This window comes from Klebsiella sp. ZJOU C1 (genome assembly GCF_035620215.1).
GTDB classification, from domain to species: domain Bacteria; phylum Pseudomonadota; class Gammaproteobacteria; order Enterobacterales; family Enterobacteriaceae; genus Klebsiella; species Klebsiella variicola.
Genome location: NZ_CP141644.1, coordinates 1,008,083 through 1,034,859 on the forward strand (window position 1 = coordinate 1,008,083; position 26,777 = coordinate 1,034,859).

Sequence of the window (26,777 nt, forward strand, 5' to 3'; positions counted from 1 at the left end):
ACTCTTCCCGGCGGGCGCCGGGAACAGGGTTAACGCGTATTTTGCAGCGGCAGTTTTTGCCACAATACCAGCTTTTTCCAGCGCGACATAATCGGGACTGTACAAATAATTCCCAATGCTAACAGGCCGGTAGAGATCACCTCCAGCTGCTGCGCCGGACGGAACAGCATCACCACCAGCACGAAGGTGATAAAGGCGATCACCAGCCAGGTCAGGTACGGATAGAGCCACATTCTCAGACGGATCTCGCCGCCTTGCGCCTGAAGGATTTTGCGCATCCGCAGTTGTGAAACGGCGATCACCAGATAGACCAGCAGGGCGATGGCGCCAGAGCTGTCGATGAGGAATTTAAACACCTTCGCGGGCGCATAGTAGTTCACCACCACGGTGAGGAACGCCGCGCCGGTGGAGAGCAGCACCGCCACGTACGGAGTTTTGCTGCGGTTGGTCCGGCCCATGATGGCCGGCGCATCGCCGCGACGGCTCAGGGAGTAGAGCATCCGCGAGGCGGTATACAGCGCCGAGTTCAGACAGCTGGTGACCGACAGGAGGATCACGCCGTCCATAATCAGCTTCGCGTAGGGAATATGCAGCAGCTCGAGCACCGAGCGGTAGGAACCGATGCTCTTCAGCCCCGGCATATTCCATGGGATGAGGGCGACGACGATAAAGATCGAGCACAGATAAAAAATAGAGATACGCCAGATCACCGAGTTGGTGGCGCGGACGATGTGTTTATCCGGCGTGTCCGATTCGGCGGCGGCAATGGTGACGATCTCCGCGCCCATAAAAGAGAACATGGTGATCAGCATCGCGCTCAGCACCGCGCCGAAGCCGTTCGGCATAAAGCCGCCGTGGTCCCACAGCCGCGAAATGCCGCTGACCTCGGCATAGGGATAAAAACCGGTAATGGCGACCGCGCCCAGTACGATAAACGCCAGAATAGCGATCACTTTGCACAGCGCCAGCCAGAACTCGAATTCGCCGTAGTTCTTGACGCTCAGCAGGTTACTGCCGGTGAGGGCGAGAGTGATGACCAGGGAGAACAACCACACCGGGACGCCCGGCACCCACGAATGCAGAATAATCGCCGCGATATTGGCTTCCAGCGGAATAACCAGTACCCAGAACCACCAGTACAGCCAGCCGATGGTATACCCCGCCCAGCGGCCGATGGCTTTGTCGGCGTAGGTGGAAAAGGAGCCAGTATCCGGCGTGGCGACGGCCATTTCGGCCAGCATACGCATAATCATCACCACCAGCAGCCCGGCAAACAGATAGGCCAGCAGCACCGCCGGGCCCGCTTCGGCAATGGCGACGCTGGAACCGACAAATAAACTCGCGCCGATCACCCCGGCGATAGATAACATCGTGACGTGGCGCGACTTCAGTCCCGCCCCTAAATCCTGTGATTGCGACAGTTGCCCCATCATTTACCCTCTCGAAGTGTGTCACCTGGGAGAGCGCCCCGACATTCCCGCGCCGGGGCACGCGTATTATTGTTGTTTTGCAGGTCTCGTCTTCATTCCCTTACGAACGTACTTCGCTTCCGCATGTGTTCTGTTCTATGCCTGTTTCGCCTTGGTAAAGCAGTCGGCGATGATCTTGAGACCCTGCTCGATCTGCGCCTCTTCAATGGTCAGCGGCACCAGGATGCGCAGCACGTTGTAGTACGGCCCGCAGGAGAGCAGGATCAGGCCTTTGTCGCGGGCGCGGGCGACGATATCCGCCGTCAGCCTGGCGTTAGGCTTGCTGCGGTCGCCCTCTTCAAACAGCTCAATGGCGATCATCGCCCCCAGGCCGCGAACGTCACCGATCTCCGGATGCTCTTCTCCAATCGCCAGCAGGCCCTGGCGCAGGGTGTCGCCGAGCTGGTTGGCTTTTTCCAGCAGGTTCTCCTGCTCGAAAATCTGTAATACCGCCAGGGCGGCGGCGCAGGCGATGGGGTTGCCAGCGTAGGTGCCGCCGAGTCCGCCGGGGGCGATGGCATCCATCACCTCCGCCCGCCCGGTGACGCCCGCCAGCGGGAAACCGCCGGCGATGGATTTGGCGAAGGTGGTGATATCTGCCGCCACGCCCATCTGCTCCATGGCGAACAGCGTGCCGGTACGGCCCGCGCCGCTCTGGACCTCATCGGCGATGAGCATAATGCCGTGTTCGTCGCACAGGGCGCGCAGGCGCTGCATAAAAGCCGGGGAAGCGGCATAAAACCCGCCTTCACCCTGCACCGGCTCAATAATGATGGCGGCGATATCTTCCGGCGCGGCATCGTTTTTGAAGATGCGATGGATGCTGGCGATCGCCTCGTCATCACTGACGCCGTGCAGCGCGCACGGGTAGAGGGCGCGATAGACGTGGCCCGGCATTAACCCCATACCGGCGGAGTACGGGTTCACTTTTCCGGTCAGCGACAGGGTGTAATGGGTACGGCCGTGATAAGCGCCGGTGAAGGCGATGGCGCCGCTGCGCCCGGTTGCCGCGCGGGCGATTTTCACCGCGTTCTCCACCGCTTCCGACCCGGTGGTGACCAGCAGGGTTTTCTTGGCGAAATCACCGGGCACCTTCTGGTTCATCTTTTCGCACAGCGCCAGATAGGGCTCGTAGGCCAGTACCTGGAAGCAGGTATGAGATAGCTTTTTCAGCTGGTCTTCGACGGCGGCGACAACCTGCGGATGCAGATGGCCGGTATTGAGCACCGCGATACCGCCGGCAAAATCGAGATATTCCCGGCCTTCGACGTCCCACACCCGGCAGTTCTCCGCGCGTTCGGCGAAGATAGGGTGGATCTGGCCGACGCCGCGCGGGACCGCATCGCTGCGACGCGCCATCATTGCTTTATTGCTGTTCATCCATCGCTCCTGTTAAAGGCCAATACACATATATTTGATTTCTAAGTAATCTTCGATGCCGTACTTCGACCCTTCGCGGCCGAGGCCGGAGGCCTTGACGCCGCCGAACGGGGCGACTTCGGTGGAGATAATGCCGGTGTTAATCCCGATAATGCCGTATTCCAGCGCTTCGCCGACGCGGAAGACGCGGCTCAGATCGCGGGCGTAGAAATAGGCGGCGAGGCCGAATTCGGTATCGTTGGCCTGGGCAATGACGTCGGCTTCATCCTTAAAGCGGAACAGCGGCGCCAGCGGGCCGAAGGTCTCCTCTTTCGCCACTTTGGCGCTGTCGGGAACGTTGACCAGGATGGTCGGCTGGAAGAAGTTGCCGCCCAGGGCGTGCGGTTTGCCGCCGGTGACGACTTTCGCGCCTTTGGCGATGGCGTCGGCAATATGTTCTTCAACTTTGGCGACGGCTTTCTCGTCGATCAGCGGGCCGGTGGTGACGCCATCCTGCAGGCCATCGCCGATGCGCAGTTTTTCCACCGCCTGCTGCAGTTTTTCAGCGAAACGGTCATACACCCCGTCCTGGACGTACAGTCGGTTGGCGCAGACGCAGGTCTGCCCGGCGTTGCGGAACTTCGACGCCAGCGCCCCTTCGACGGCTTTATCAAGGTCGGCATCATCAAAGACGATAAACGGCGCGTTGCCGCCCAGCTCCAGGGAGACTTTTTTGATGTCTTTCGCGCACTGCTCCATCAGCTGGCGGCCAATCTCGGTCGAGCCGGTAAAGGAGAGCTTGCGCACCAGCGGGTTGCTGGTCAGTTCGCCGCCGACGGCCCCGGCGGAGCCGGTGACCACGTTGAACACCCCGGCGGGGATCCCGGCGCGATTGGCCAGTTCGGCCAGCGCTAGCGCTGAAAACGGCGTCTGGCTGGCCGGTTTCAGGACCATGGTGCAGCCGGCGGCCAGCGCCGGGCCCGCTTTGCGGGTGATCATCGCCGCCGGGAAGTTCCACGGGGTGATGGCGGCGGTAACGCCGATGGGCTGCTTAATCACCAGCAGGCGTTTGTCGGCCTGATGGCCGGGAATGGTATCGCCGTAAATGCGCTTACCTTCTTCGGCGAACCACTCAATAAAGGAGGCGGCGTAGCTGATTTCGCCTTTGGCTTCCGCCAGCGGTTTTCCCTGCTCGAGGGTCATCAGGCGGGCGAGATCGTCCTGATTCTCCATCATAAGATCGAACCAGCGGCGCAGAATATTCGCCCGCTCTTTGGCGGTCAGGGCACGCCAGGCGGGAAGGGCGCGATTGGCGGCTTCAATTGCTTCGCGGGTTTCGTCGGCGCCCATTTTCGGCACATTGCCGAGCTGCTCGCCGTTGGCCGGGTTGGTCACCGCAATCACATCGCCGTTGGGCGCATCGCGCCACTGACCATCGATCAGCGCCTGCTGGCGAAACAGTGTCATATCGTTGAGTTGCATAATCGCTTCCTGTCTTAAGGGGGTTAACGGGTAAAAGCGGCGTGTAGTGTCTCCACGCTACGTGCCGCACGCAGCGTGCGTCCGGGATTGCTCTGGCTTTCCAGCAGGGTCTGCACCTTGCTGACGATGTGCGCGCCGATCGGGATAGCGGAGGTGGCCGCCGGCGATGGCGCATTGCAGGTATGTATCGAACGCGCGGTGGTGACGAAGAGAAAATCGTCGATCAGTTTGCCCTGCGGCGATACCGCCTGCGCCCGCACGCCGGCGTGCCACGGGCGTAAATCGCTCAGCGTCAGGCTCGGGCAGTATTTCTGCACCAGCCGCAGATAGCCGCTTCTGCACAGCGAATTCTTCATTTCGCCCAGTCCGGCGCGCAGGTTGTTTTGCAGTACCCGGCGGATGCCGGGCGAGGTGAGGATCTCCAGGGTATCGGCCAGCGAGATATCGCGCTTGCGGTAGCCTTCGCGCTTCAGAGCCAGCACGGCGTTGGGGCCGACGGTGACGCTGCCGTCGATCATGCGGGTCAGGTGGACGCCGAGGAACGGCATCGCCGGATCGGGGATCGGATAGATCAGATGGTTGACGATCTGGTTGTGCTGCGGCGCCAGCTGGAAATACTCGCCGCGGAACGGACAGATGATAAACCCGGGATCGACGCCGAGCATTTTTACCAGCCGATCGGCCATCAAGCCCGAACAGGCGATCAGCGTGGAGGCCTCATATTCGGCGCCCTGGCGGGTGCGGATCACCACGCCGCTGGCATGTTCTTTCAGGGCGCTGACTTCGGCGTCGTAGACGATCGTTCCGCCTTTTGATTCGAAGATCTTCGCCATTGCCGCCGCCACGTCGCGGTAGCTGACGATGCCGCTGGAAGGGACGAAGATCCCGCCGAGCCCGGTAATGTTCGGTTCGCGCTCGCGTAGCTCCCCGGCGCTTAGCCACTCGCGCTGCAGGCCGTTGGCGGCGGTGCGATCCCACAGGGCGCGCATCCGCTCCATCTCCAGCGGCGAGGTGGCGACCAGCATTTTGCCGCAGACGTCATAGCGGATGCCGTTCTGCTCGCAAAAGGCCTTGGTGGCGCGGTTGCCGGCGAGGCAAAACTGCGCCTTGAGGCTGCCGGGGGTGTAATACACCCCGGCGTGGATCACGCCGCTGTTGTGGCCAGTCTGATGGCAGGCCGGACCGGTCTCTTTTTCCAGCAGCGCAATGCGGGCGTCCGGGTAAATCTCAATTAACTGCATGGCGGTCGACATGCCGATGATGCCGCCGCCGATAATCACGAAATCATACATCCGCTCAATTCCTTCGCCTGAGAACCCTTATTGATGAGTCTGGTAATGTTTCGTGGAATACGCAAAGTAGCCGCGCTGGCGCATCAGTTCGCGGCGCAGGTCCGGGTGCGGCGTAAACCGGTCGCGGCCGTGCAGCCAGAACAGGTTGTTAATCAGCAGGAATTTGCCCACCGGCACCGGTATTGAAAGGATGTTTTTGCTGGTTTCCAGCGCGTCGGAAAGGCGGCTCAGCCAGGTGCCTTCTTCAAAATCTTTCGGCTGGACGAACTGGTCGATATAGCGCATTACCGGACGGCCCAGCGAATCGACGTCGAACACCGGGTGGAAAACATCCTTGCTGACGTTTTTGCTCGGCGGCGCGGCCCAGCGCATTGGGCGGCGAGCCAGCGGGTCGCGGAAAAATTCGTCGAGATGCTCCCAGTCGTCGAGATGCAGCAGCAGGGAATTACCGCCCTGCATGTTCTGCTCGTCGATCTTCATCATTAACACGTAGTCGGTTTGCTCTTCGACGTAGGTGCCGTCGTTGTGCAGCTCCATCACCCGGTGCGGCTGGCGCAGGTAGCTGTCGGAGTTATCGACATTTTTCACCACAAAGCGAGCGTAATACTGACCGCTCATGGCGTCGAAGTTGGAACGGCCAATCAGATGGGCGACGGCGGTGGCCAGCTTGACCATCTCCTCGGCCTGGCTGACGTTATCGATCCCTTCGCCGTTGATCAGCAGCGCGCCTTCCGCACGATCGAGCAATGTTTTGATCAGCAACGGCTGCAGCTGATTGCCGCACAGATCGTCGAGGATCTTGCCGACCTGGAAGCGTAAGAAAGATTTGTACTCCAGCGCCTGCACCGGCCACTGCGCGACCTGCTGCAGGAACTGCGTGGTTGTTTCGGCGGAAAAGGTGAGCTCCAGCAGGCGCGGCGACTGTGCGGAAGGGGCAATGGAAAAGCCCGGATATGGCTGGGCTAACGGCGCGGGTGTCGGTTTTACTGCGGTCAGGGCGTTCATCAGGATCGTTCCTCGCTGTAAGGTCAGGGTGATGTTCATTTCGTAGCCATAAATTAAAAATATCTACATTTTTATAAAATGCGTACGAAATGGCCTTTTTGTTTCTATTTTGTGATCTGAAAACAATTATTTAACAATGCGGGAGGGAGATAAGGTGGTGGTTAATCTTGAGGAACAGAGCGGGTGGCGGAAAGCGCAAAATGCGGGGAAGGCTGAGGGGAAATCGTAATACCGGTCACAGTTTTTAATCTGCGCCATACCCTTATGAACTGAGGGTGTTAGTATTCAGCGCGTTAATACCTTTCAATGCTTACCGAGGCTTCGATGCTGGAGAATGTCATTATCAGATAATCAGTTCCCCGACCTGCCCAGGCCGGACTGATTATCGCTGCGCTTAAACCTTACGCACACACCTGCGGGTGTAGGCATGTTTTCGCACATGATAATGAACAGGTTTCAGTATGAATTTATCCCGTCAGGAACAACGGACCTTACACGTTCTCGCCAAAGGTGGCCGTATTGCGCACGTCCGCGATACCTCCGGCCGCATTACCGCCGTCGAATGCTACACCCGGGAAGGGCTGTTGCTGAACGACTGCACCCTCGCGGTCTTCAAAAAGCTCAAAACCAAAAAGCTGATTAAGTCGGTGAACGGCCAGCCGTACCGGATCAACACCACTGGTTTGAATAACGTTCGCGCGCAGGCGGACAACCGCTGATACAGCGACCCGGGCAGGGTCGCTGCCCGGGCGTATGGCTCTCAAGGAGAAACACCCATGATCGATATCCCTCGCATTTTTACTATCAGTGAAAGCGAACACCGTATTCATAACCCTTTTACCCCGGAAAAGTACGCCACCCTGGGACGGGCGCTGCGGATGGCGCCGGGCACCGCTATTCTTGACCTTGGCAGCGGCTCCGGCGAGATGCTCTGTAGCTGGGCGCGCGATCATCAGATCGTCGGCACCGGCGTGGACATGAGCCTGCTGTTCAGCCAGCAGGCGACCGCCCGTGCAGAAGCGCTCGGGGTAAGCGACCGGGTAACCTTTGTGCATCAGGATGCCAGCGGATACGTCGCCAGCCAGCCGTGCGATATTGCCGCCTGCGTGGGGGCCACGTGGATCGGCGGCGGGGTGGCCGGCACGATTGCGCTGCTGAAGCAGAGCCTGCGGCCCGGCGGCATGCTGCTGATCGGCGAGCCATGGTGGCGTAAACGTCCGGCCACGGCGGAAGAGGCGGTTGCCTGCGGCGCGCAGACTCCCGATGACTTCCTGACGCTGCCGGCGCTGGTCGCCCACTTTGGTGAACTGGGCTATGACGTGGTGGAGATGGTGCTGGCCGACCAGGAGGGCTGGGATCGTTATGAAGCGGCGAAATGGCTGACGATGCGCCGCTGGCTGGAGGCCAATCCGCACGATGACTTCGCGCCGGAGGTTCGCCAGCAGTTGACCACCGCGCCGCTGCACCATGTCACCTGGACCCGGGAATATCTCGGCTGGGGCGTGTTTGTCCTGATGGCGCGTTAACCGGTATGTCGGTAGCGTCAGGAGGCGCTACCGACCATCTTCAGACCTTCAGTTCGTCGTAGCTGACCATGACGTGCTGGCGAAAGGCAGGCCGTTCGGTTAGCCGTGCATAGTAAGCCGCCAGATGGGGGAGGGAATGACGGGTGATGTCGATGGCAAAGTAGCGGTACAGCACATGGCCAAACTGGATGTCGGCCAGGGTGAACGTATCGCCCACCAGATAGCGACTGCCGGCGAGACGCGTCTCGGCAATCGCCAGCTTTTGCTCCAGAGCCTTCACCGCCGCGGCGATGGCCTGCGGATCCCGCTCGGCGGCAGGCGTGCGCACCACGCGCCATAACACCGGCGCCGTAAAGCCGAGGGCGATATTCTGCTTTGACCACTCGGCCCAGCGATCAACCTCAGTGCGGGCCAGCAGATCGCCCGGCCAGAAGGCGTCATCGGCGTAGCGATTGGCTAAATAGCGAAGGATAGCGCCCGTTTCCCACAGCGGCGGATTATCGCCATCCTGCAGCACTGGCACCGTGCGATTGGGATTGAGCTGATAAAACGCCTCGCTGTCGGTACCACCATAGCGATGCCCCACGTCGAACCGGAGATAGTCCAGCCCAAGCTCGCCAACACACCACATCAGCGCCTGCACGTTAGAGGAGGTTTTTCGGCCCCAGATGGTCAGCATTGAGATCTCCAGAGAACAGGGAAAGAAGGAGCATAGCAGGTTGGGTTGAAAACGTGAGGGGGAAAAGATGGGTGGTATAGCGGTGTATATGGTGTGGGGACGCATGTTATCCCCTTGCGATAACGCGAATTCATCCCTACAAAGGTATAATGACCATCAATATGGCGCTTGTATAAAATAATGCAGCAATCATCTTTGAACGAGAATAAGGCGAGGGAGTGGAAACGTTAGTTATTCTGGCCGTAGTCGTATGGATACTTTTCAAGCTGGTACAAAAGGTTACGAGCAAACTCTATCCTCAAGACTCGGTGAAGGTACAGGAGAAGCCCGACACAACGCCAGCGACGGATGCCTGGGGAAATTACCCTAAAGCTGAAGGGCATGTCGTTTTATTCGAGCAGTACCGGCGTGAGCAGGCGCTGCGGCAGCAAGCAGCTAAAGAGGCTGATACGTTCTACCGCTCAAGGGAGTGGCGGCGTTTACGTTACCAGGCGTTCCAGCGCTACGGCAATAAATGTTGCGTATGCGGGCGCGGCGCCAATGACGGAATGGTGATGCACGTTGATCATATTAAACCGCGTTCTCTTTACCCGCATTTAGCCCTCGATATTGCCAATCTGCAAATCATGTGCAACGAGTGCAACGTCAGTAAGGGCAACAGAGATGAGGTCGAGTGGCAATAATAAGGACAGGTTAGCGGCTATGTGCAATTCCCCTGGTATTAAAATGTTCGTAACGAACAAATAAGCAAGTCTTGACGGAATGAATCCGCAATGACGCTTTTATTTCGTTACAGCAGCTCATTGGTGAATTCCTTCATCACCGCATTTGTCGGTAGCGCCATTTGCCTTGCGTTAGTCCTGCTCATTTTCAATAAAGTGAGATGACTGCCAGTGGCTGGAGATCAATGATGCGGGATACTTACCTAACGACGGGCTGTTACCTTATCGAACGTTCAAGGAAAATACAGGAGGGATAACGGGCAACTTACTCCGTATCGCGCAGCTATCGCCTCCCTTATTTCTTATTGATGCAACGGTTGGTCGCAGGCCGCGAGGATTGACTCATGCATCGCTTCGGAAAGTGTCGGATGCGCAAAGATCATCGACAGGAGACTTTCATCTGTGGCCTCCAGGTGACGGGCGATGCCAAACCCCTGGATCTGTTCCGTGACCTGTGCGCCAACCATATGCGCGCCCAGCAACTCGCCGGTTTCAGCATCGAAAATAGTCTTCACAAAACCCTCCGTCTCGCCGCTGGCCAGCGCCTTACCATTGCTCTGATAAGAGAACTTACCGATCCTGACGGGTCGTCCTCTGGCCAGGGCCGTCGATTCCGTCAGGCCCAGACTGGCAACCTGAGGCCGGGAATAAGTGCAACCGGGCACATAGTCGCGATCAAGCGGGTGGGTGCCTTCGACACCAGCCAGTGTCTCAATGCAGATCACGCCTTCGTGGCTGGCCTTGTGCGCCAGACACGGCGGGCCGGCTACATCGCCGATGGCATAAAGCCCAAATACGTTAGTGCGACAAGCCGCGTCCGTCTTGATAAAACCGCGGTCTAACTCGACGCCCAGTGCTTCCAGCCCCAGATCTTCAATATTCGGCTGTACGCCAACCGCCAGCAGCACGCGTTCGACTTCCAGGAAAGATTCGGCGCTCGTATTTTTCATTGTACAGCGCACCCCGGTATCGGTGAGCTGTACTTGCGTTACCTGGGTCTGGGTATGGACCTGAATCCCGCGCTTTTCGAATGACTTACGCACCGCCGCTGACACTTCGGCATCTTCCACGGGCAAAATCTGCGACGCTAGCTCGACCAGCGTCACTTTACAGCCCAGATCGTTATAAAGGCTGGCGAACTCGACGCCAATCGCGCCTGAACCGATGATTAATAGCGACCTGGGCAATCGCTTAGGCTGTAGTGCCTCGTAATAGGTCCAGATATATTCGCCATCTGGCTCTATGCCTGGTAATGCGCGTGGTCGGGCGCCCGTGGCCAGGATCACGTGATCGGCCCGGTAATCGTGCGCTTCCCCCCGGGCATCCGCTACCGTTATTTGTCCCTTACCGCGCAGCCGCGCGGTGCCATCAATCACCCTCACGCCATTTTTCTTCAACAGGTACTCAACCCCGCCGGTGAGCTGTTGCGAAACGGCACGGCTAAACTGCACCAGTTTTTGCAGATCGACATTCACCTCACCCACGCTGATGCCCAGCTGACTGGCATGGGTGATACTGTGCGCGACCTCAGCGCCATGCAACAGCGCCTTGGTTGGAATGCATCCCCAGTTCAGGCAGATGCCGCCCAGATGTTGTTTTTCCACTAAGGCGGTACGAAGACCTAGCTGGCCGGCACGGATGGCGGCCACATACCCCCCAGGACCCCCGCCGATGATCAGCACATCGTAATTATCGTGCATAGCTCGTCTCCTGGATAAACATCAGGGTTGGGGTTTCAGTCAGTCGCTTGAGTTCCTGGAGAAAAGCTGCACCTGCCGCCCCATCGATGACCCGGTGATCGCAGGATAGCGATACCGTCACTTGGTGGCGCGCGACGATTTGCCCGTCGCGTACTACCGCCCGCATCTCGCCGGTGCCAATGGCGAGGATTGCGCTTTGCGGTGGATTGATGATGGCGTCAAACTGCCGGATGCCGAGCATCCCCAGATTTGACACGCTAAAGGTCCCCCCCTGGAACTCTTCCGGCTTCAGCGTGCCCGCTTTGGCCCTGGTCACCAGGGCGTGAATTTCGGCCGATATGTCGCTGATCGATTTCCGGTTCGCCGAGCGAACAATGGGGGTAATTAGCCCGTCAGGCAGCGCAACGGCCACTGAAATGTCGGCATCCACAAAGCGGCGGATACTTTGTGTCGCTTCATCAAACTGGATGTTGACGTCTGGCACGGCCACCAGCGCCAGGGCACAAGCTTTCACCAGCAGGTCGTTAACCGAAATCTTGACACCGGGTACTTCGCGGTTAATTTCCTGACGAAACGCTAACAGTCGTTCCAGATCGATATCGACACTCAAACGGAAATGGGGAGACTGTTGCTTAGAGGTTTGCAAGCGAGAAGCGATAGCCCGCCGCATACCGGACATGGGGATGCTCTCAAAGGGTGTCGGGGCACTCTCCTGCACAGGGCTGGTCTGCGGGGGCCCGTCGAGCAACAACGACGCAGCCAGCACATCATCGCGACTCACCCGACCGCGTGAACCGCTGCTTCGGCAGTCATGCAAGTTGATACCCAGCTTGCCGGCCAGGCGGCGCGCCAGCGGGGTGGCCGATACCTGGCTATCATCGGCATGCGAGCGGGGCGCTTTGCTGCGACGAACGGGTGGCGTCGGAGAGGCCAGGCGACCGCCGGCGGCAACGATCGCGCTTTCCAGATCAGAAACAGAGATACGATCCCCGCGTCCGCTGCCGCGGACCTTTTTCAGGTCGACACCCCAGCGGGCAGACAGTCGTAACGCATGGGGCGTGGCATTAACCTGAGTCACATCAGTCACGCCTTGCAGACTGACGGGGATGACGGTCTGCCCAATAGGGGGCTCCGGACTGTTGGATGGCGGCGAAACAACGGAAGGTGGCTTACCGCCTGCCTGTGCCGCTACGTCCGGCGCGGCAGCCTCCGGGCCAGGGGCTGCGGGTTTCACTGTAGCCAGACTGGCAGCGAATTCGTCCAGTTCAGCATCGCTGACCGAAGCGTCAGCCACCAGAGCCAGCACGGCGCCAACCTGAAGCGTCTCACCCTCCCGGGCGATTATCCGGCGTAATGTACCGGCAAAAGGTGCCTCCAGCACATTGACGATTTTACTGGTTTCAATCTCACAGATTTCCTGTCCTCTGGTGAAATCGTCACCCTCCTGGATTGCCCATCGAGCGAGCAAGCCTTCCTCCATGGAAAGCCCCCACTTTGGCATTTCAAGCGTCTTGATTTCGCTCATAGGTTAATCCTCCAGCACTTGACGGACGGCGGCTTCGATACGTTCAACGCCAGGGATCCAGAGTTTTTCGAGAGCAGGGGAGAACGGGACCGGCGTGTGTGGCGGCGTCACCAGCAGAACGGGCGCTTTGAGGAAATGGAATGCCTGAGACGCAATCAGCGCCGCGACATCATGAGCAAAACCGAAGCGTGCAGCAGATTCGTCGACTATCACTACCCGCCCCGTGGAAGCCACCGATTCCAGAATACCTTCCTCATCCAGCGGCGAAATGGTTCGCGGGTCGACCACCTCGACCGAGATCCCCTCTCTGGCCAGTTTGTCCGCCACCTGGTTTGCTTTATGTACCATTGCCGACAACGCAATGATGGTGACATCCTCTCCTTCGCGCGTGTAGTTGGCTACACCTAGCGGGATGGTATAGATCTCGTCCGGTACCTCGCCCTTGAGGTCGTACAGCATTTTATGCTCGCAGAATACCACCGGGTCGTCGTCGCGAATGGACTGGATTAACAGACCCTTGACGTCATAAGGCGTCGAGGGCACCACCACTTTCAGTCCAGGCGTGGTGGCAAAGATATTATAGGGTGACTGTGAATGCTGGGCCGCGGCGGAAAACCCTGCGCCGATCATCCCTCGCATTACCAGCGGAGCTCTGGCTTTGCCACCAAACATGTAGCGGAACTTAGCCGCCTGGTTATACAGTGCATCGTGACTCACACCAAAAAAATCCATGAACATCAATTCCGCGACTGGCCGCAGCCCCGTTGCTGCGGCGCCGGCCGCCATACCGATAATGGCCGACTCGGTAATGGGCGTGTCGATCACCCGATCGGAGCCGAACTGCGTCCACAGCCCTTTAGTGACACCCAGTACACCGCCAAAGGCTTCAATCTTCGCCTCTTCGGGCGCATTTCCGCCATGACCGCCACGCAAGTCTTCACCGATGAGCACTACGCGTTCATCGCGTTCCATTTCCTGAGCCAGGGCTTCCTTGACCGCTTCACGATAGGTTTTTATTGTCATGGTTATCACCCTCAGTATGAGACGTACACGTCTGTCAGCAGGTCTTCCGGAGCCGGGTAGGCAGCGGCGCGGGCCTTCAATACGGCATCGTTGACCAGGGCTTCTACTTCCTCGTCAATCGCCGCCAGTTCTTCCTGGGTGATATGCTGCTTGACCTTAGCGGTGAAAATCTTCAGCGGATCATGTTGTTCACGCAGGCGTTGCACTTCACCTTCCGCGCGGTATAGCGCGGGATCGCCCTCAAAATGACCATGCCAGCGGAAGGCTTTGGCCTCAATGACGCTTGGGCCACCGCCTTCTCGCGCACGCTTGACCGCCTCTGAGGTTGCCTCATAAACGGCAAAGAAATCGGTGCCATCGACGGTCACTGCCGGCAGGCCGAAGCCAGCGGCGCGCCGGGCGATATCACGCCCACCCACGGCGTAGTCATGGCCGGTCCCTTCGCCGTAACCGTTGTTCTCGAAAATAAAGACGGCTGGAAGCTGGAGCACGACGGCCATATTGATGGCTTCAAAGACCAGGCCCTGATTAGAACCCCCATCGCCCGTAAAAGAGACACCGACGTTGCCGGTTTTTAGCGTTTTTGCCGTTAGCGCGGCGCCGATGGCCAGTGGAGGGGCCCCCCCAACGATAGCGTTCGCCCCCAGCATTCCTTTCGACAGATCGGCAATGTGCATCGAGCCACCCTTACCGCGACATAACCCGCTGTCCTTACCGAATATTTCGGCCATCATGCCGTGAATGTCACAACCTTTAGCAATACAGTGGCCATGTCCACGGTGTGTTGAACCAATGAAATCTGCGCTCGTTAAATTTTCGCAGACCCCCACCGCGATGGCCTCCTCACCGGTATAAAGGTGAATGAAGCCCGGAATATCACCGCTGGTATTTTCCTGATGCAACCGCTCTTCAAAGGTCCTGATCTCCCGCATCTTGCGGTAAGCCTGCAATAACGCCTGTTTGCTGAGCATCGTTTAATTCTCCTCAATAAAGGTCACCCAGGCGGGGCCAACAGACAGGGCGAATAACCCTGGCCACACCCATGCAATGAATCTACGAGCGGTTAGAGAGAGTGCGAAGCCACCTTCATGGGGGGGTAGGTGGGGGTTTTCATGCTTGAGGTCAAACTTTCTAAATTTTGTGTAGCCATAAAGTTTGCCTGCCCCATGTCATCCCGGTGGCTGGCGTACAATTGAAAAAAACAAAACGAGTAGACACCACGGATGAAGCCATTGGATTTAGAAGGTCGCCAATCACCCTCACTGGTCTCCGGGCCATTGCGGCTGACGCGAGGCTTGCCGTTAATCCTGACCAAATTCGTCCCGCCTCGCTCCTCGATACAATTGCTGGAGCGCCCCCGGCTTCTTCAGCTTCTCAGTCCCGTTCAGCAGTGCCGGCTGGGCGTCGTCTGCGCCGGCGCTGGATTTGGCAAAACCACGTTGTTGGCGCAATGGCATCAGCAGATGGTCGCCCAGGGTGAACGTATCGCCTGGCTGAGCCTCGATGAGGATGATGATGACGTATGGCAGTTTATTCCTTATCTGCTGCAAGCATTGCGTCCACTCTATGCTGACTGGGACGCCGATTTCTGGCGTGACATGGAAGAACAGAAGCTCTCCAGCTCCGAGCAACTGCTGGCCGGGCTCATTAACCAGCTACACTATTGCCCGCATGACGTATACCTGATCATCGACGACTTCCACGTGATTAACGATCGTGGGGTCTATGAAGCCGTGGGGTATTTAATCAAGCATGCGCCTGCCGCCTTGCATCTGATCATTGGCAGCCGTTTCCACCCGAATCTTGCGCTGAGCCAGCTGCAGGCCCAGGACCAACTGGTGGAAATCTATGATCGAGACCTGCAATTCACGCTCGAAGAAACAAAACACTATTTTAGCCGCACGGTTGCGCTACCCCTCAGCAACCACCATGCACAGCGGCTACAGTCCGTGACTGAGGGCTGGATTGCAGGGATGAAGATCGCTTCATTGTCCGCAGAATTACAGCATGATCCCGAGCATCTGTTGCGCAATATGCATGGAGGAACACGGTCTATTGCCCGCTATCTGAAAGAGGTGGTACTGGATCCGCTGCCGGAAGAGGTTCTTGATTTTCTGGTGAAAACGTCCTTCCTCAGTCGGTTAAATGCCGAATTATGCAATGCAGTGACTGGACGTGATGATAGTAAAGCGATGCTGGCATGGATTGAGCGACACAACCTTTTTTTGTCAGCCCTTGACGAACAAGGCTACTGGTTCCGCTACCATCCTCTGTTGCAGGAAAATCTTCGGACCATGCTGCAGCAGAACAACGATATTGATCGCAAACAGCTACATGAATTAGCCAGTCATTGGTTCGTCGAACAGAAGCTGTGGTCTGAGGCGGTACGCCATGCGCTCAGCGCAGGCAAGCCGGTGCATAGCCCCGTACAGGACGGCGCAAGCGCTCAGTCACTGGCGGAAGAAGGGGATATCGATACCCTGATCTCATGGATGCATCATTTACCGCCCAGCACCGATCCTTCGCGCATTGACCTGCAAATTAATCTGGCCTGGGCACTGGCGCATTATTTCCACTTTGATGAGTCGAGGCAGCTGCTTGATAACCTCGATCAGATGGTACTTCATCATCGTGAGGATTTAACTCGCAGCACCTGGTGTAAATTGCGCGTTGTGCGGGCAATTTGCGAAGCCTTTGCGGAAAACATCCCGGAGAGTCTGGCTATTGTTCAGCCGTTGCTGGCCGAAGTGCCCTGCGGCGACACCTGGGTTGATGGTCTGATATGCAATATTCTCAGCTATTGCCATGTTGTTAACCAGCGCTATCACGATGCGCTGGAGGTTCAACAGCATATGCCCTCTCCGGAAAGTCCTTTAGATAATCTGTTTGTCTCGGTTTATCGCGCTTTTATCATTGCCCAGTGCCATCTTTGTCAGGGCGATCTGGGGAAAGCCGGGTGGTACGCAGAGAAAACGTTGCGCCAGGCTGAATGTTATACCGGTACCCAGTCGACCAGTGGCGCGACGCTGGCGCCGCTGCTGGCGGAGATAGCCTATGAATGTCAGAGTGGCGACTCGCCCGATCATCTGTTAGCCGACCGGCTCGAATTCATCGACCGATTCAGTCCACCCGATGCGCTGCGTCGTTGCTATACCTATCTCGCGCGTCAGGCCCTGGATGGCGATATGCCGTATGAGGCCGAGCGATTGCTGGAGCATGCGCAGCGTCTTGCCGTGTCTCGCGGCTGGCAACGGCTCCAGGCCATGATGTTAGCCGAGCAGGTGAGGGTGCGGCTGCAGCGCGGCAATGTCACAGGCGCAGAGCAACTGCAGCGACAACTCGAACAAATGGCCGCCAGCTTCCGAATGGATGCCGAACATCCCTGTCAACGCGCTATCGTTCTGTATGCATCCCTTAGCCACTGTCGCCTTCTTCTCGCCACAGGCCAGGCGCCGCAAGCCTGTATTCTCCTGGCTGACATGGTCCCTGATCAGGAAAGCCGGGGGGACAGGTTAACCGCAGCGCGTCTGCGTACGCTCTGGTCATTAGCCTTGTGGAACAGCGGCAAAACTGCGGCAGCGCGCACGACATTTCAGCCAGTCGTGCAGCTGGCTGAACAACAGCATCTCAAGGGCCTCTTTCTTGAGGCTGGCGATACCTTGCAACCTTTGCTTGCCGGTATGAATGAAACCTCTTCGGCTTGTACAGAGGAAGGGATAGTCCATGAACCCTGGGCCGGCAAGTGCGCGCCTGCAGATGGAACACCGTTTAATAGTGGAAGCCCCGATATTCATGGGGAACTCAGCGAGCGAGAGTTGCAGGTATTACAACTGATCGCTGAAGGTCAGATGAATAAAGAAATTGCTCGCACCCTCGTTATTTCTGCTGAAACGGTCAAATGGCACATCAAAAATATCTACGCGAAGCTCAAAGTGAATAGTCGCACTCAAGCGATGAGCCGGGCGCTGGAGATGAAATTACTAGATTAACGGTTTGAACAGGGGGCAGTTTTGATGTCCTTGCTCAGCGATAAGTGCGTTGAGTTTAAGGGGGCGACGCAAGGGGAAAGCAACCCTGGTGTAAACCCAGAGAGGCTTTTATCTTGATGTAGAGTGGTACTGTTTTCCGGGAGGAGATCAATTAAACCGTTTTCTCATGCTTATGACTGGCATAAGCGGGGGGCATTATCCTTGCACCAGAGATAATAGAAGCGCCTGAGCAGTTCTTGTGGCCAGGCTGGTTCGCCGGACATCTCGGCCATTTCCAACCCTTCGCCGCACTGTTTGAGGCAGGCGGCCATAATATCCCAGGTAAATTCCGGGTGGAACTGCACCGAATACGCCGTGTCGCTATAGCGCAGAATCTGGCAGACGTCCCGGGTGGAAAAAGCCAGTACGCTGGCACCTTCCGGCGGCCGTAGCACGGTTTGCCGGTGAGAAAGCCAGGCCGCGAAGCGACCGGGACATGTCGTTAGCAGCGGGGCAGTGCTGTTTTCGGCGATCTGGATCAGCTGAAGCCCGTGTTCACTCCCCTGCGGGTTATCCGCAACCAGCCCTCCCAGCGCGTGGGCAATCAGCTGGTGGCCATAGCCGACGCCAAGCAATGGCAGGTTCAGGGCGTGGGCGAGGCGTATCCATTGCGCGGTCTCCTCGCTCCACGCCAACCGGTCGGTGACCATCGCCCAGGAGCCGCTGATGATAGCGCCGCAGATTGTGTCGATAGCGGGCAGGAGCTCATGGCGATCCGGGCGAAAAACCCGGTACTCCCCGCGGTTTAAGGCGAGCACCTGAACGAACCATCGGCTTTGCTCGCCTGCCTCCTGGCGGATGACCGCCGGCGGATCGCCCATTTGAATAATCGCCAACGGCCTGGCCATCTTAATCCTGCAGATAAAAGTCGATGCTGGAGTTCAGTACCGGGCGAATAATCCCCGTCTGTATCGCAAAGTCGCCGAACGCCTCATCCGGGTTATCCGCCTGCGCCCAGGCGCTCAGTAACGCGTCAAGGTCGCGGATAATCTCCTCAAGCGGCTGGTTCTCTTTATAGAGGCGAGGAATACGCGTTCCCTCGCGGTTGCCGCCGAGGTATATGTCATAGCGGCCCACGGCACGGCCGACGAGGCCGATTTCGGCCAGCATCGCCCGGCCACAGCCGTTAGGGCAGCCGGTGACGCGAAATATCACGTCCCGATCGGCAATCCCGTTACGTATTAAGATAGCGTCAAGGCGATCGACGATGTCCGGCAGCACGCGTTCGGCCTCGGCCATCGCCAGCGGACAGGTGGGATAGGAGACGCAGGCCATCGCGCTTTTTCGCTGCGGCGATACCGTGTCATCAATCAGGGAATAGCGCTGCGCCAGTGCGTCAATCTGTGCTCGGTTGCGCTCGCTGACGCCGGCGATAATGATATTTTGATTGGGGGTTAAGCGAAAATCGCCCGTGTGGACGGCGGCGATGGCGGCCAGGCCCGATTTGAGCGGCTTGCCGGGCTTATCAATCAACCTGCCGCTGGGGATAAACAGGGTGAGATGGTGCTTACCGTCGATCCCTTCGACCCAGCCGATACGATCGCCGCGACTGCTGAAAGCGTAAGGGCGCAGCGGTTGGAATGCCAAGCCTGCCCGCAGCTCGACTTCCGCTTTAAACACCTCAATGCCGAGTCGATCGATAGTATATTTTGTTTTAGCGTTGCGTCGATTTGCGCGGTTTCCCAGGTCTCTTTGGGTGGCGACAACGGCGGTGGCAACCGCCAGCGTAGCGTTCAAAGGAATATACCCCAGCTCCGTCGCCAGGCGCGGATAGGTACTCTGATCGCCGTGGGTCATCGCGAGGCCGCCGCCTACAAGCACGTTGAAGCCCGTCAACTGCCCATTGTCGCCGATAGCGATAAAGTTAAGATCGTTGGCGTGTAAATCGACGTCGTTTTGCGGCGGAATGACCACCGCGGTTTTAAATTTGCGCGGCAGATAGTTGTTGCCCAGAATGGGTTCTTCTTCCGGCTGTGCGATCTTTTCACCGTCCAGCCAGACTTCGGCATAGGCGTTTGTTTTCGGCAACAGATGCTCCGATATCTTTTTAGCCCACTCGTAAGCCTGATGATGAAGCCTTGACTCCACCGGATTTGAAGTACACAGCACGTTACGGTTGACGTCGCCCGCCGTCGCCCGCGAATCGAGACCCAGCTGATGCAATAGCCGATGAACCGGCTTGATATTGCGTTTTAGCACGCCGTGTAGCTGCAGTGCCTGGCGGTTGGTGATGCGGATGCTGCCGTAAAGCGTATGCTGCGACGCAAACTCGTCAATCCCCAGCCACTGCTGCGGGCTGATGATCCCGCCGGGTAAACGCACCCGCAGCATCACCGTATGCAGCGGTTCCAGCATTTGCGCCGCTCTTTCCTGGCGAATATCGCGATCGTCCTGCTGGTACATACCGTGGAAGCGGATCAGCTGAAAGTTATCGCCGAGAAATCCGCCGGTTAATTCGTTATGCAGATCTTCTTTAATCGTGCCGCGCAGAAGCTGGCTCTGCTGTTTCAATCGTTCATTATCCGAAAATTCATCATTGCTCATTATAGTGTTCTCAACAGAGTGCGGGTTAATTCACCCGAAAATACCAGTGAATTACATCACAGCGGATCCTTCACCAACATGAACAGTTTGTTTGTTAATCGATATAACAGTTGTTATAACCACTGATTCTAATTAATTATTATTCGTTCTGAGTTATTTTTCCGCTATTCGTTAGCGATTATTTTGCTAATGGTTGAGCGCATCGCCGATAGATGGTATCAGGGAGGCAGTGATATTGGGGGGCAGCGCGCAGCGATTTATTTTTTATGTGCTGCGACTGCCGGCAGGCTATGTAAGGCAGGAGTGGTATGGATATAGATGCTGAATCTGATTGATAAACGCATGTTTACTTTTGAAATTATATTTAAGGTAGGCCGAGTCGGCATCCTCAATACCGAGGATGATATCCATCATCGCATATTCGATTTTTTTATGGCTGATAAAGGTGTTGACGGTCATTCCGGTTTGTTTTTTGAAAATGCGATGCACATATTGCCGGGAAACTTGCAGATATTCAGAGATATCATAAACTGAAATGTTATTCTTTATATTTTGATAAATATATTGTATGGCGGAATTAACCAATGTCTGGCTGTTGGATATTATGCTGTCGGAGAGTTGAACATGGTGTTGCATAGATACTACTTCTTTTTTTACTATATCTTTTTTATTGTAGGTAATTTAAAACAAAACGAAATATACAATGTTGTGGTTTTTATGGATAACAGTATTACGAGTCCGTGATGATCGAGATTTTAGCGCAGGCGTTTTGTCGGCGTCATTTCCGCTCGCACAGCAGAGTATGGCCTGAAGCATGGCCGATCGCAATCAACCATGCTGCAGCAGGGGCGAGTTAAACGATTTCGTTTATCTGCAGATAATTCCGGCCGTGAAATTGCTGAGCGGCGGCGTTGTCCCGGCACTGCTGACTGTAGCGGCCGGGGGTGACCCCTGTGATGCGTTGAAATGCGCGATTAAACGCAGCCTGGGATAGATAGCCGACTCGTTCCGCGCTCTGCGTCAGGCTTACACCGCCGGCGATGTGCTGGCAGGCCAGTGCAATGCGAATATGGCGCACAATTTCTGCAGGTGACAGCGGCGAAACCTGGTTAAAGCGCTGAATAAACCACGAGCGCGACAGGCCCGATGCGCGCGCCATGGCTTCCACCGTCCAGGGGCGTGCCGGAAACAAGACAATCTCCGCCATCAGATTGAGGAATTCTGTTGTCAGCGGAATATTATCCAACGGCGTCTTCACCGTATGGCTGGATAAATAGTGGCGGATCACCATAAAAAAGAGTAATTCCGTCAGCGAAGCGATAAGCTTTTCACTGCGTAGCGCCGTCTGTGTCGCTTCCCGATTAATCACCGCCACCAGTTTGCCGATGGAGCCGGACCGGTCGTCCTGTGCTTTAAATACGATAACCTGCGGCAAAAAGCTCAACAGCATCTGGCTAATGGTGGTTTTAAAGGTAATAAAACCGCAGGCTAATGCGGTGCTGGTCTCATCTTTGTAAGTCAGCGGCTGCATTTCCTGCACCGGCGCGCGGTAGGCGCTTTGCGCATTTTCATGGGAGGAAAGAACGAATGGACAATCCTGTAAAATAAAAACCATGTCGCCTTTTTCAAGACGTAACGCGCTGGAATGCTGGGCGCAATGCAGCCAGCAGTGCCCCTCCATCACCAGGTGATAGCTGGCCTTTCCACTGCCCGAAGTGCCGCCTTTCCACGAGCCGCAATACTTGCCCACATGGAAAACGGAGTTCTCAATGCTCAGATTATCTAATAACCATTCGCTATTTAGCATAGTAAAAAAGAATAAATAAAGGACGAATGAACAATAATCAACTTTTTATCAGTATTGCTCCCCATGTTCAATAAAAACATACTGATTGTAATTTAACAGGAGGCTAATTATGACAAGAATTACCTTGCAGACCCTGGCAACTGCTCCAGAGGAATCAAAAACTTATCTGGAAAACGCCCGGCGTTCTTCAGGATTTATTCCCAACTTATTACTGGCGCTGTCTAATTCGCCGCAGGCGCTGCAAACATATATAACAGTTGGCGCTATAAATAATAATAACAGTCTATCCGCAGCGGAACGAGAAACGGTGCAATTAATTGCTGCAACTGTCCATGGTTGCGGTTTTTGCGTGGCGGGACACAGCGCAACGGTCGAAAAGAAAAAGATCATGCCTCCGGCCGATTTACAGGCGCTACGCAAGCGGCAGCCGCTGCCAGACCCGCATCTTGAAGCCATTGCCAGCTTCGCACGCGAAGTCATCGCCACGCGCGGCGCGGTTAGCGAGGCGGCATGGCAGGGGTTTCGCGCGGCGGGTTACGGCGAGCGCCAGGCGCTGGATGTGATCCTCGGCGTCAGCTTGGCCACGCTGTGCAACTTCGCCAATAGCCTGGCGCAAACGCCGCTCAATACCGAGCTAAGTCCGTGGGCTTGGTCCGACTAAATCTGGCCCGTTCTCTGCTGAAGGAGAGTACGCATGCTACATCATTCCTTACGCGAGTGGCTTGACGACCGGGCGGCGGAACTCGACCGTTCCAGTGAACTTAGCCACGCGTTATTGCTAAAGCTGGCGCAAGCGAACCTGTTTCGTATCGGGATCGCGCCGGCGCTCGGGGGCAGCGGCGGTACGCTGCTGGATGCGATTGATGCCATTAGCGCGGTAGCCCGCCATTCGCTGACGGCGGCGTTTATGTTTTGGGGACACCGTACCTATATCGACATCCTGACGCAGGCGCCACAGAGCGCGTTATGCGATCGCATATTGCCCGATCTGCTGGCCGGCCAGCTGGCGGGGGCGACGGGTTTATCCAACGCGATGAAATTCCTCTCCGGGCTCGAAGAGCTGCAGATCGGCGGCGTAGCTGACGGGAAGGGGGGCTGGCGGCTCTCCGGGCAGCTTCACTGGGTTACCAATTTACAAACCCGCGGTTTCCAGGCGGTGACGGTTGTTCAGCCTGTTGGCGGCGGTGAACCGTTCATCGCCAGCATCGGATCCGGCCTTGCCGGCGTGTCGCGCTCTGCCGATCTTGCGCTGATGGCGATGCAGGGCAGCGCCACGGCGGCATTGCACTTTGACGATGTCGCGCTGGAAAAAGACGGGGTGATCCATTCTGCCGCCCGGACGTTTTTGCCCGCGGTGCGCCCGCGTTTTCTCGGTTTGCAGTGCGGCATGGCGCTAGGGCTGGCCGAATGTATTCTTGACGAGTGCCGCGACCGATTAAGCGACGGCCATGTGCTGCGCGGGGAATGGCAGACGCTGGCACAGCGCTATCGCCAGATCCGCAGCGACCTTTACGCCGGTGTGGAAAGCCAGCGCTTTGTACAGCAGCCCGGTGAACTGTTCCGGCTACGTATCGGGCTGGTCGAACTGGCGATAAACGGCATACAGCTGGAACTCATGCTCGCGGGAGGGCGGGCCTATCTATCGCCGCAGGGCGATCGGACCGCGCGCCGCTGGCGCGAATGTGCTTTCCTTCCGCTGGTCACCCCCAGTGTTGTGCAGCTGAAACAGCAGCTGGCAAGGCTGCCGGCATGAGCGTGTTACTGCATGCCAGCCACCTTGAGGTGGGGTATCACCGCGGGCAGGCAACGACCCGCCTGCTGCAGGATTTCAACTTTTCGCTGGCGGAAAATGAAATTGTCGCCGTAGTGGGAGCCAGCGGCGTCGGGAAGTCGAGCCTGCTGCGGATCCTCGCCGGGCTGGAAAAGCCGCTGGCTGGAGAGGTGAACTACCTCGGCCAGCCGCTGGACGGCCCGCATCCCCACCTTTCGGTGGCTTTCCAGGACCCCACGCTGCTGCCCTGGCGCACTCTGGAACAGAATGTCGCTTTTGGCCTCGATTTCCGCCATCAGCCGCGGCTTGAGGCGCACGAACGTCAGGAACGCGTGCGGCAGGCGATTGCGTCGGTCGGTCTGATTACCCATCTCAGCAAGCTACCGACCCAGCTTTCCGGCGGGATGGCACAGCGCGTGGCGCTAGCCCGATGTCTGGCGCGGCGGCCGAAAGTGATGCTGCTTGATGAGCCGTTTAGCGCGCTGGATGAAGTCACCCGCCATGATATGCAGCGGCTGCTGATCGCCGTGCTGAATCAACACCGGATGTCGGCGCTGCTGATTACCCATGATATTGATGAGGCGCTGCTGGTGGCGGACCGGGTTATTTTGCTGGGCGGCGCTCCGGGCCGCCTGATGGGCGAATGGCGCCCACAGATCCCGCATCCGCGCGATAATGCGCTGGAGGCGCTCGCTGCCCTGCGGCTGGACATATTGAAGAAACTGCGTGATGTGCGCGCGGATACCGATGCGGAGAAACGCTATGTGCCTGATGTGTGATGCGATGTCGCGCCGCGACTTTCTGAAATTGAGCGCGCTGCTGAGCGCTGGAGCCGCACTACCGCTGGTAATGCAACAGCAGGCGCGCGCCGCCGCTGAACCGGACGCGCCGGTCAGAGTCGGCTATCTGCCGATCGTCGACGCGGCGCCGCTGCTGGTGGCGCACGGGCTGGGCCTGTTCGACAAGGCCGGGGTGAAAGCCGAGCGTCCGGTGATGTTCCGCAGCTGGTCGCAACTGACAGAGGCATTTATCGGCGGCCGGGTGAACGTGATTCATATGCTTTCGCCGGTAACGATTTGGGCGCGCTACCAGGCGAAGCTGCCGGCCAAAGTGGTGGCCTGGAACCATACCAACGGTTCGGCGCTGACCGTAGCGCCGCAAATTAGCCGCGTCGAAGAGCTGGAGGGGAAAACCGTCGCCGTACCTTTCTGGTACTCAATACACAACGTGGTGCTGCAGCAAATATTGCGCAGCGCCGGGCTGCAGACAGTCACCAGCGCGCCGGGGAAAAAACAGGTTCGCCTGCTGGTACTTTCACCCGCGGATATGGTGCCCGCGCTGGCGGCCGGGCAAATTCAGGGTTTTATCGTCGCTGAGCCCTTTAACGCGCTAGCCGAAACACGCCATGTCGGGCGGATCCTGCGCTTTACCGGCGATGTCTGGCAAAACCACGCCTGCTGCGTGGTCATGATGCACGAAAGCGATCTCAGCATGCGCCCGGCATGGAGCCAGAGCGTGACTGACGCGCTGGTTAACGCCCAGCAGTGGATCCGCCAGCACCGGGCGGAAACGGCCCAGTTGCTGTCGCACAGCGACGAACATCGCTATACCCCACACGACGCCGACGTGCTTCGCCAGGTGCTGCTGCCGACGCCAGCGATGCAGGCTAGCTGGCACAAGGACGGCGCTATCCGCCACGATGCGTGGCACCAGCAGCGGATTGATTTCCAGCCATGGCCGTACGCCAGCTATTTCGCATCGCTCACCGACCAGCTAAAGCAGACGGTGATGGAGGGCAATAGCGATTTTCTCGCCCGACTCAACGGGCAGCAGGTCGCCGCCGATCTGGTAGCGTCGGATTTCGTGCGTCAAAGTATCGTCCGCGCCGGCGGTATGACCGCGTTTGGTCTTCCCGACGGCGCGTTTGACCGTGAGGAAACGATCGCGCCATGAAACCGATTTTAATCCGTATTGGCTGGGCGCTGCCCGGTCTGGCGCTGCTGCTGCTGATCTGGGGGGCAATCACTCACTTTGCCGGCGGAATGGCCGGGCTATTCGCGCCGGAAAACGCCTTGCGTAGCCTTCAGGAGATGCTTGCCCAGGGGGAGCTGGTGCGCAATATTGCCATCAGCTTGTCGAGGGTGGCGGTTGGCTTGGGGCTGGCGCTGATCGTCGGTATCCCGTGCGGCTTGCTGATGGGCTGCTCGGCGGCAAGCGAACTCCTGGCGATGCCGGCTCTGCAGTTTTTGCGTATGATCTCGCCGCTCTCGTGGATGCCCGTCGCCGTGATGCTGCTGGGGATCGGCGATCGGCCGATCTGGTTCTTGCTTAGCTTTGCCGCCGTGTGGCCGGTGCTGCTCAATACCGCCAGCGGCGTCAGGCAACTACCGCCCGGCTGGCTGCTGCTGGCCCGTTCGTTGAGCGCGACGCGCCGGGAAACGCTTTGGCATATTATTCTGCCCGGTGTTCGTGCCCATATTCTCACCGGCGTCCGGCTGGCCATCGGCATCCTGTGGATTGTGCTGGTGCCTTGTGAAATGTTGGGGGTCAGCTCAGGGCTGGGCTATGCCATTCTTGATGCTCGCGACCGGCTGGATTATTCCGCCCTGATGGCGGTGATTGTGACTATTGGCGCGATCGGCTTTTTGATGGACTGGCTGGCCAGGTATTTTATCCATACGGTTAGCGCCTGATCGCCCTTAACCCTCTGCCGAGGGCGAATGTTCTCGGCATGCCGTAGCGTACCAGCCCATCGGCATGGAAATCAGGGACGGTGCTTGCATGGATTGGGTCAGCCCAGCCACCTTGCGGCGTACGCATCTGAACTCGAGGCTGTACCTTCCCA

At 57.6% G+C, this 26,777-nt stretch carries 23 protein-coding genes; 9 read left to right on the forward strand and 14 right to left on the reverse strand.

What is annotated here, in order from left to right; genetic code table 11:
- Positions 1-29: 29 nt before the first annotated feature.
- The 5 genes from gabP to glaH all read right to left on the reverse strand — a co-directional run bounded on the left by gabP (position 30) and on the right by glaH (position 6,607).
- The gene (gabP, locus tag SPE70_RS04710; RefSeq protein ID WP_002889795.1) at positions 30-1,430 is read right to left on the reverse strand and encodes a GABA permease; all 1,401 of its coding nucleotides are present in this window, start codon (positions 1,428-1,430) and stop codon (positions 30-32) included.
- A gap of 135 nt (positions 1,431-1,565) precedes the next feature.
- A complete protein-coding gene (gabT, locus tag SPE70_RS04715) occupies positions 1,566-2,849 on the reverse strand; it encodes a 4-aminobutyrate--2-oxoglutarate transaminase (RefSeq protein ID WP_040973064.1) in 1,284 nt (427 codons plus the stop codon).
- Positions 2,850-2,861: 12 nt separating this feature from the next.
- Entirely contained in the window at positions 2,862-4,310 is a 1,449-nt protein-coding gene (gabD, locus tag SPE70_RS04720) for an NADP-dependent succinate-semialdehyde dehydrogenase (protein WP_022065064.1), read from the reverse strand.
- A gap of 23 nt (positions 4,311-4,333) precedes the next feature.
- Positions 4,334-5,602, reverse strand: coding sequence for an L-2-hydroxyglutarate oxidase (gene lhgO, locus SPE70_RS04725; protein WP_040973066.1), 1,269 nt, complete (start codon positions 5,600-5,602; stop codon positions 4,334-4,336).
- A gap of 27 nt (positions 5,603-5,629) precedes the next feature.
- On the reverse strand, positions 5,630-6,607 hold the full coding sequence (glaH, locus tag SPE70_RS04730; protein ID WP_040976037.1) for a glutarate dioxygenase GlaH: 978 nt from the start codon (positions 6,605-6,607) through the stop codon (positions 5,630-5,632).
- Between the two features lie 461 nt (positions 6,608-7,068).
- Here glaH and SPE70_RS04735 point away from each other — a divergent pair, with 461 nt between their 5' ends.
- Both SPE70_RS04735 and SPE70_RS04740 read left to right on the forward strand, forming a co-directional pair.
- On the forward strand, positions 7,069-7,326 hold the full coding sequence (locus SPE70_RS04735; RefSeq protein ID WP_008805277.1) for a YjhX family toxin: 258 nt from the start codon (positions 7,069-7,071) through the stop codon (positions 7,324-7,326).
- A gap of 57 nt (positions 7,327-7,383) precedes the next feature.
- Positions 7,384-8,133 (forward strand): SAM-dependent methyltransferase, encoded by a 750-nt coding sequence (locus tag SPE70_RS04740; protein WP_022065067.1) that lies wholly within the window; start codon positions 7,384-7,386, stop codon positions 8,131-8,133.
- A 40-nt stretch (positions 8,134-8,173) separates the two neighbouring features.
- On the opposite strand, the gene SPE70_RS04745 is transcribed toward SPE70_RS04740, so the two are convergent.
- Positions 8,174-8,812, reverse strand: a complete 639-nt coding sequence (locus SPE70_RS04745) for a glutathione S-transferase family protein (RefSeq protein WP_040973068.1) — start codon at positions 8,810-8,812, stop codon at positions 8,174-8,176.
- A 218-nt stretch (positions 8,813-9,030) separates the two neighbouring features.
- Between SPE70_RS04745 and SPE70_RS04750 the strand changes: the two genes are divergently transcribed.
- Positions 9,031-9,495: an HNH endonuclease gene (locus SPE70_RS04750; protein ID WP_040973070.1), complete on the forward strand. Its 465-nt coding sequence runs from the start codon at positions 9,031-9,033 to the stop codon at positions 9,493-9,495.
- Between the two features lie 341 nt (positions 9,496-9,836).
- Here the strand turns inward: SPE70_RS04750 and lpdA are convergent, their stop codons facing one another.
- Genes lpdA through SPE70_RS04770 form a run of 4 tightly spaced genes read right to left on the reverse strand, consistent with a single transcriptional unit; the run spans position 9,837 to position 14,753 of the window.
- The gene (gene lpdA, locus SPE70_RS04755) at positions 9,837-11,234 is read right to left on the reverse strand and encodes a dihydrolipoyl dehydrogenase (RefSeq protein ID WP_039102881.1); all 1,398 of its coding nucleotides are present in this window, start codon (positions 11,232-11,234) and stop codon (positions 9,837-9,839) included.
- Positions 11,224-12,759, reverse strand: coding sequence for a 2-oxo acid dehydrogenase subunit E2 (locus SPE70_RS04760; protein WP_040973072.1), 1,536 nt, complete (start codon positions 12,757-12,759; stop codon positions 11,224-11,226). Before SPE70_RS04760 ends, lpdA begins: the two co-directional genes overlap by 11 nt.
- A 3-nt stretch (positions 12,760-12,762) precedes the next feature.
- Positions 12,763-13,782 carry an alpha-ketoacid dehydrogenase subunit beta gene (locus tag SPE70_RS04765; RefSeq protein WP_002889881.1) on the reverse strand — a complete coding sequence of 340 codons (1,020 nt, stop codon included), beginning with the start codon at positions 13,780-13,782 and terminating at the stop codon, positions 12,763-12,765.
- 11 nt (positions 13,783-13,793) lie between these two features.
- Positions 13,794-14,753 carry a thiamine pyrophosphate-dependent dehydrogenase E1 component subunit alpha gene (locus SPE70_RS04770; RefSeq protein WP_002889884.1) on the reverse strand — a complete coding sequence of 320 codons (960 nt, stop codon included), beginning with the start codon at positions 14,751-14,753 and terminating at the stop codon, positions 13,794-13,796.
- Positions 14,754-15,005: 252 nt separating this feature from the next.
- Between SPE70_RS04770 and SPE70_RS04775 the strand changes: the two genes are divergently transcribed.
- Positions 15,006-17,771 (forward strand): LuxR C-terminal-related transcriptional regulator, encoded by a 2,766-nt coding sequence (locus SPE70_RS04775; protein WP_064170502.1) that lies wholly within the window; start codon positions 15,006-15,008, stop codon positions 17,769-17,771.
- A gap of 170 nt (positions 17,772-17,941) precedes the next feature.
- Here SPE70_RS04775 and SPE70_RS04780 read toward each other — a convergent pair whose 3' ends face one another.
- The 4 genes from SPE70_RS04780 to SPE70_RS04795 form a co-directional block, all read right to left on the reverse strand.
- Positions 17,942-18,658 carry a glutamine amidotransferase gene (locus SPE70_RS04780; RefSeq protein ID WP_008805288.1) on the reverse strand — a complete coding sequence of 239 codons (717 nt, stop codon included), beginning with the start codon at positions 18,656-18,658 and terminating at the stop codon, positions 17,942-17,944.
- Between the two features lies 1 nt (position 18,659).
- A complete protein-coding gene (gene cysI / locus SPE70_RS04785; protein WP_008805289.1) occupies positions 18,660-20,354 on the reverse strand; it encodes an assimilatory sulfite reductase (NADPH) hemoprotein subunit in 1,695 nt (564 codons plus the stop codon).
- A 288-nt stretch (positions 20,355-20,642) separates the two neighbouring features.
- Positions 20,643-20,990: an AraC family transcriptional regulator gene (locus SPE70_RS26380; RefSeq protein ID WP_008805290.1), complete on the reverse strand. Its 348-nt coding sequence runs from the start codon at positions 20,988-20,990 to the stop codon at positions 20,643-20,645.
- Between the two features lie 217 nt (positions 20,991-21,207).
- Positions 21,208-22,161, reverse strand: coding sequence for an AraC family transcriptional regulator (locus tag SPE70_RS04795; protein WP_008805291.1), 954 nt, complete (start codon positions 22,159-22,161; stop codon positions 21,208-21,210).
- A 109-nt stretch (positions 22,162-22,270) separates the two neighbouring features.
- On the opposite strand from SPE70_RS04795, the gene SPE70_RS04800 reads away from it, so the two are divergent.
- Genes SPE70_RS04800 through SPE70_RS04820 form a run of 5 tightly spaced genes read left to right on the forward strand, consistent with a single transcriptional unit; the run spans position 22,271 to position 26,625 of the window.
- Positions 22,271-22,822 (forward strand): carboxymuconolactone decarboxylase family protein, encoded by a 552-nt coding sequence (locus SPE70_RS04800; protein WP_008805292.1) that lies wholly within the window; start codon positions 22,271-22,273, stop codon positions 22,820-22,822.
- A gap of 33 nt (positions 22,823-22,855) precedes the next feature.
- A complete protein-coding gene (locus SPE70_RS04805; protein WP_008805293.1) occupies positions 22,856-23,914 on the forward strand; it encodes an acyl-CoA dehydrogenase family protein in 1,059 nt (352 codons plus the stop codon).
- A complete protein-coding gene (locus SPE70_RS04810; RefSeq protein ID WP_008805294.1) occupies positions 23,911-24,711 on the forward strand; it encodes an ABC transporter ATP-binding protein in 801 nt (266 codons plus the stop codon). The genes SPE70_RS04805 and SPE70_RS04810 overlap by 4 nt, the downstream gene beginning before the upstream one ends.
- Entirely contained in the window at positions 24,695-25,885 is a 1,191-nt protein-coding gene (locus SPE70_RS04815) for an ABC transporter substrate-binding protein (protein WP_008805295.1), read from the forward strand. Before SPE70_RS04810 ends, SPE70_RS04815 begins: the two co-directional genes overlap by 17 nt.
- Positions 25,882-26,625 (forward strand): ABC transporter permease, encoded by a 744-nt coding sequence (locus SPE70_RS04820; RefSeq protein WP_040973082.1) that lies wholly within the window; start codon positions 25,882-25,884, stop codon positions 26,623-26,625. Before SPE70_RS04815 ends, SPE70_RS04820 begins: the two co-directional genes overlap by 4 nt.
- The last annotated feature ends 152 nt before the right edge of the window (positions 26,626-26,777 follow it).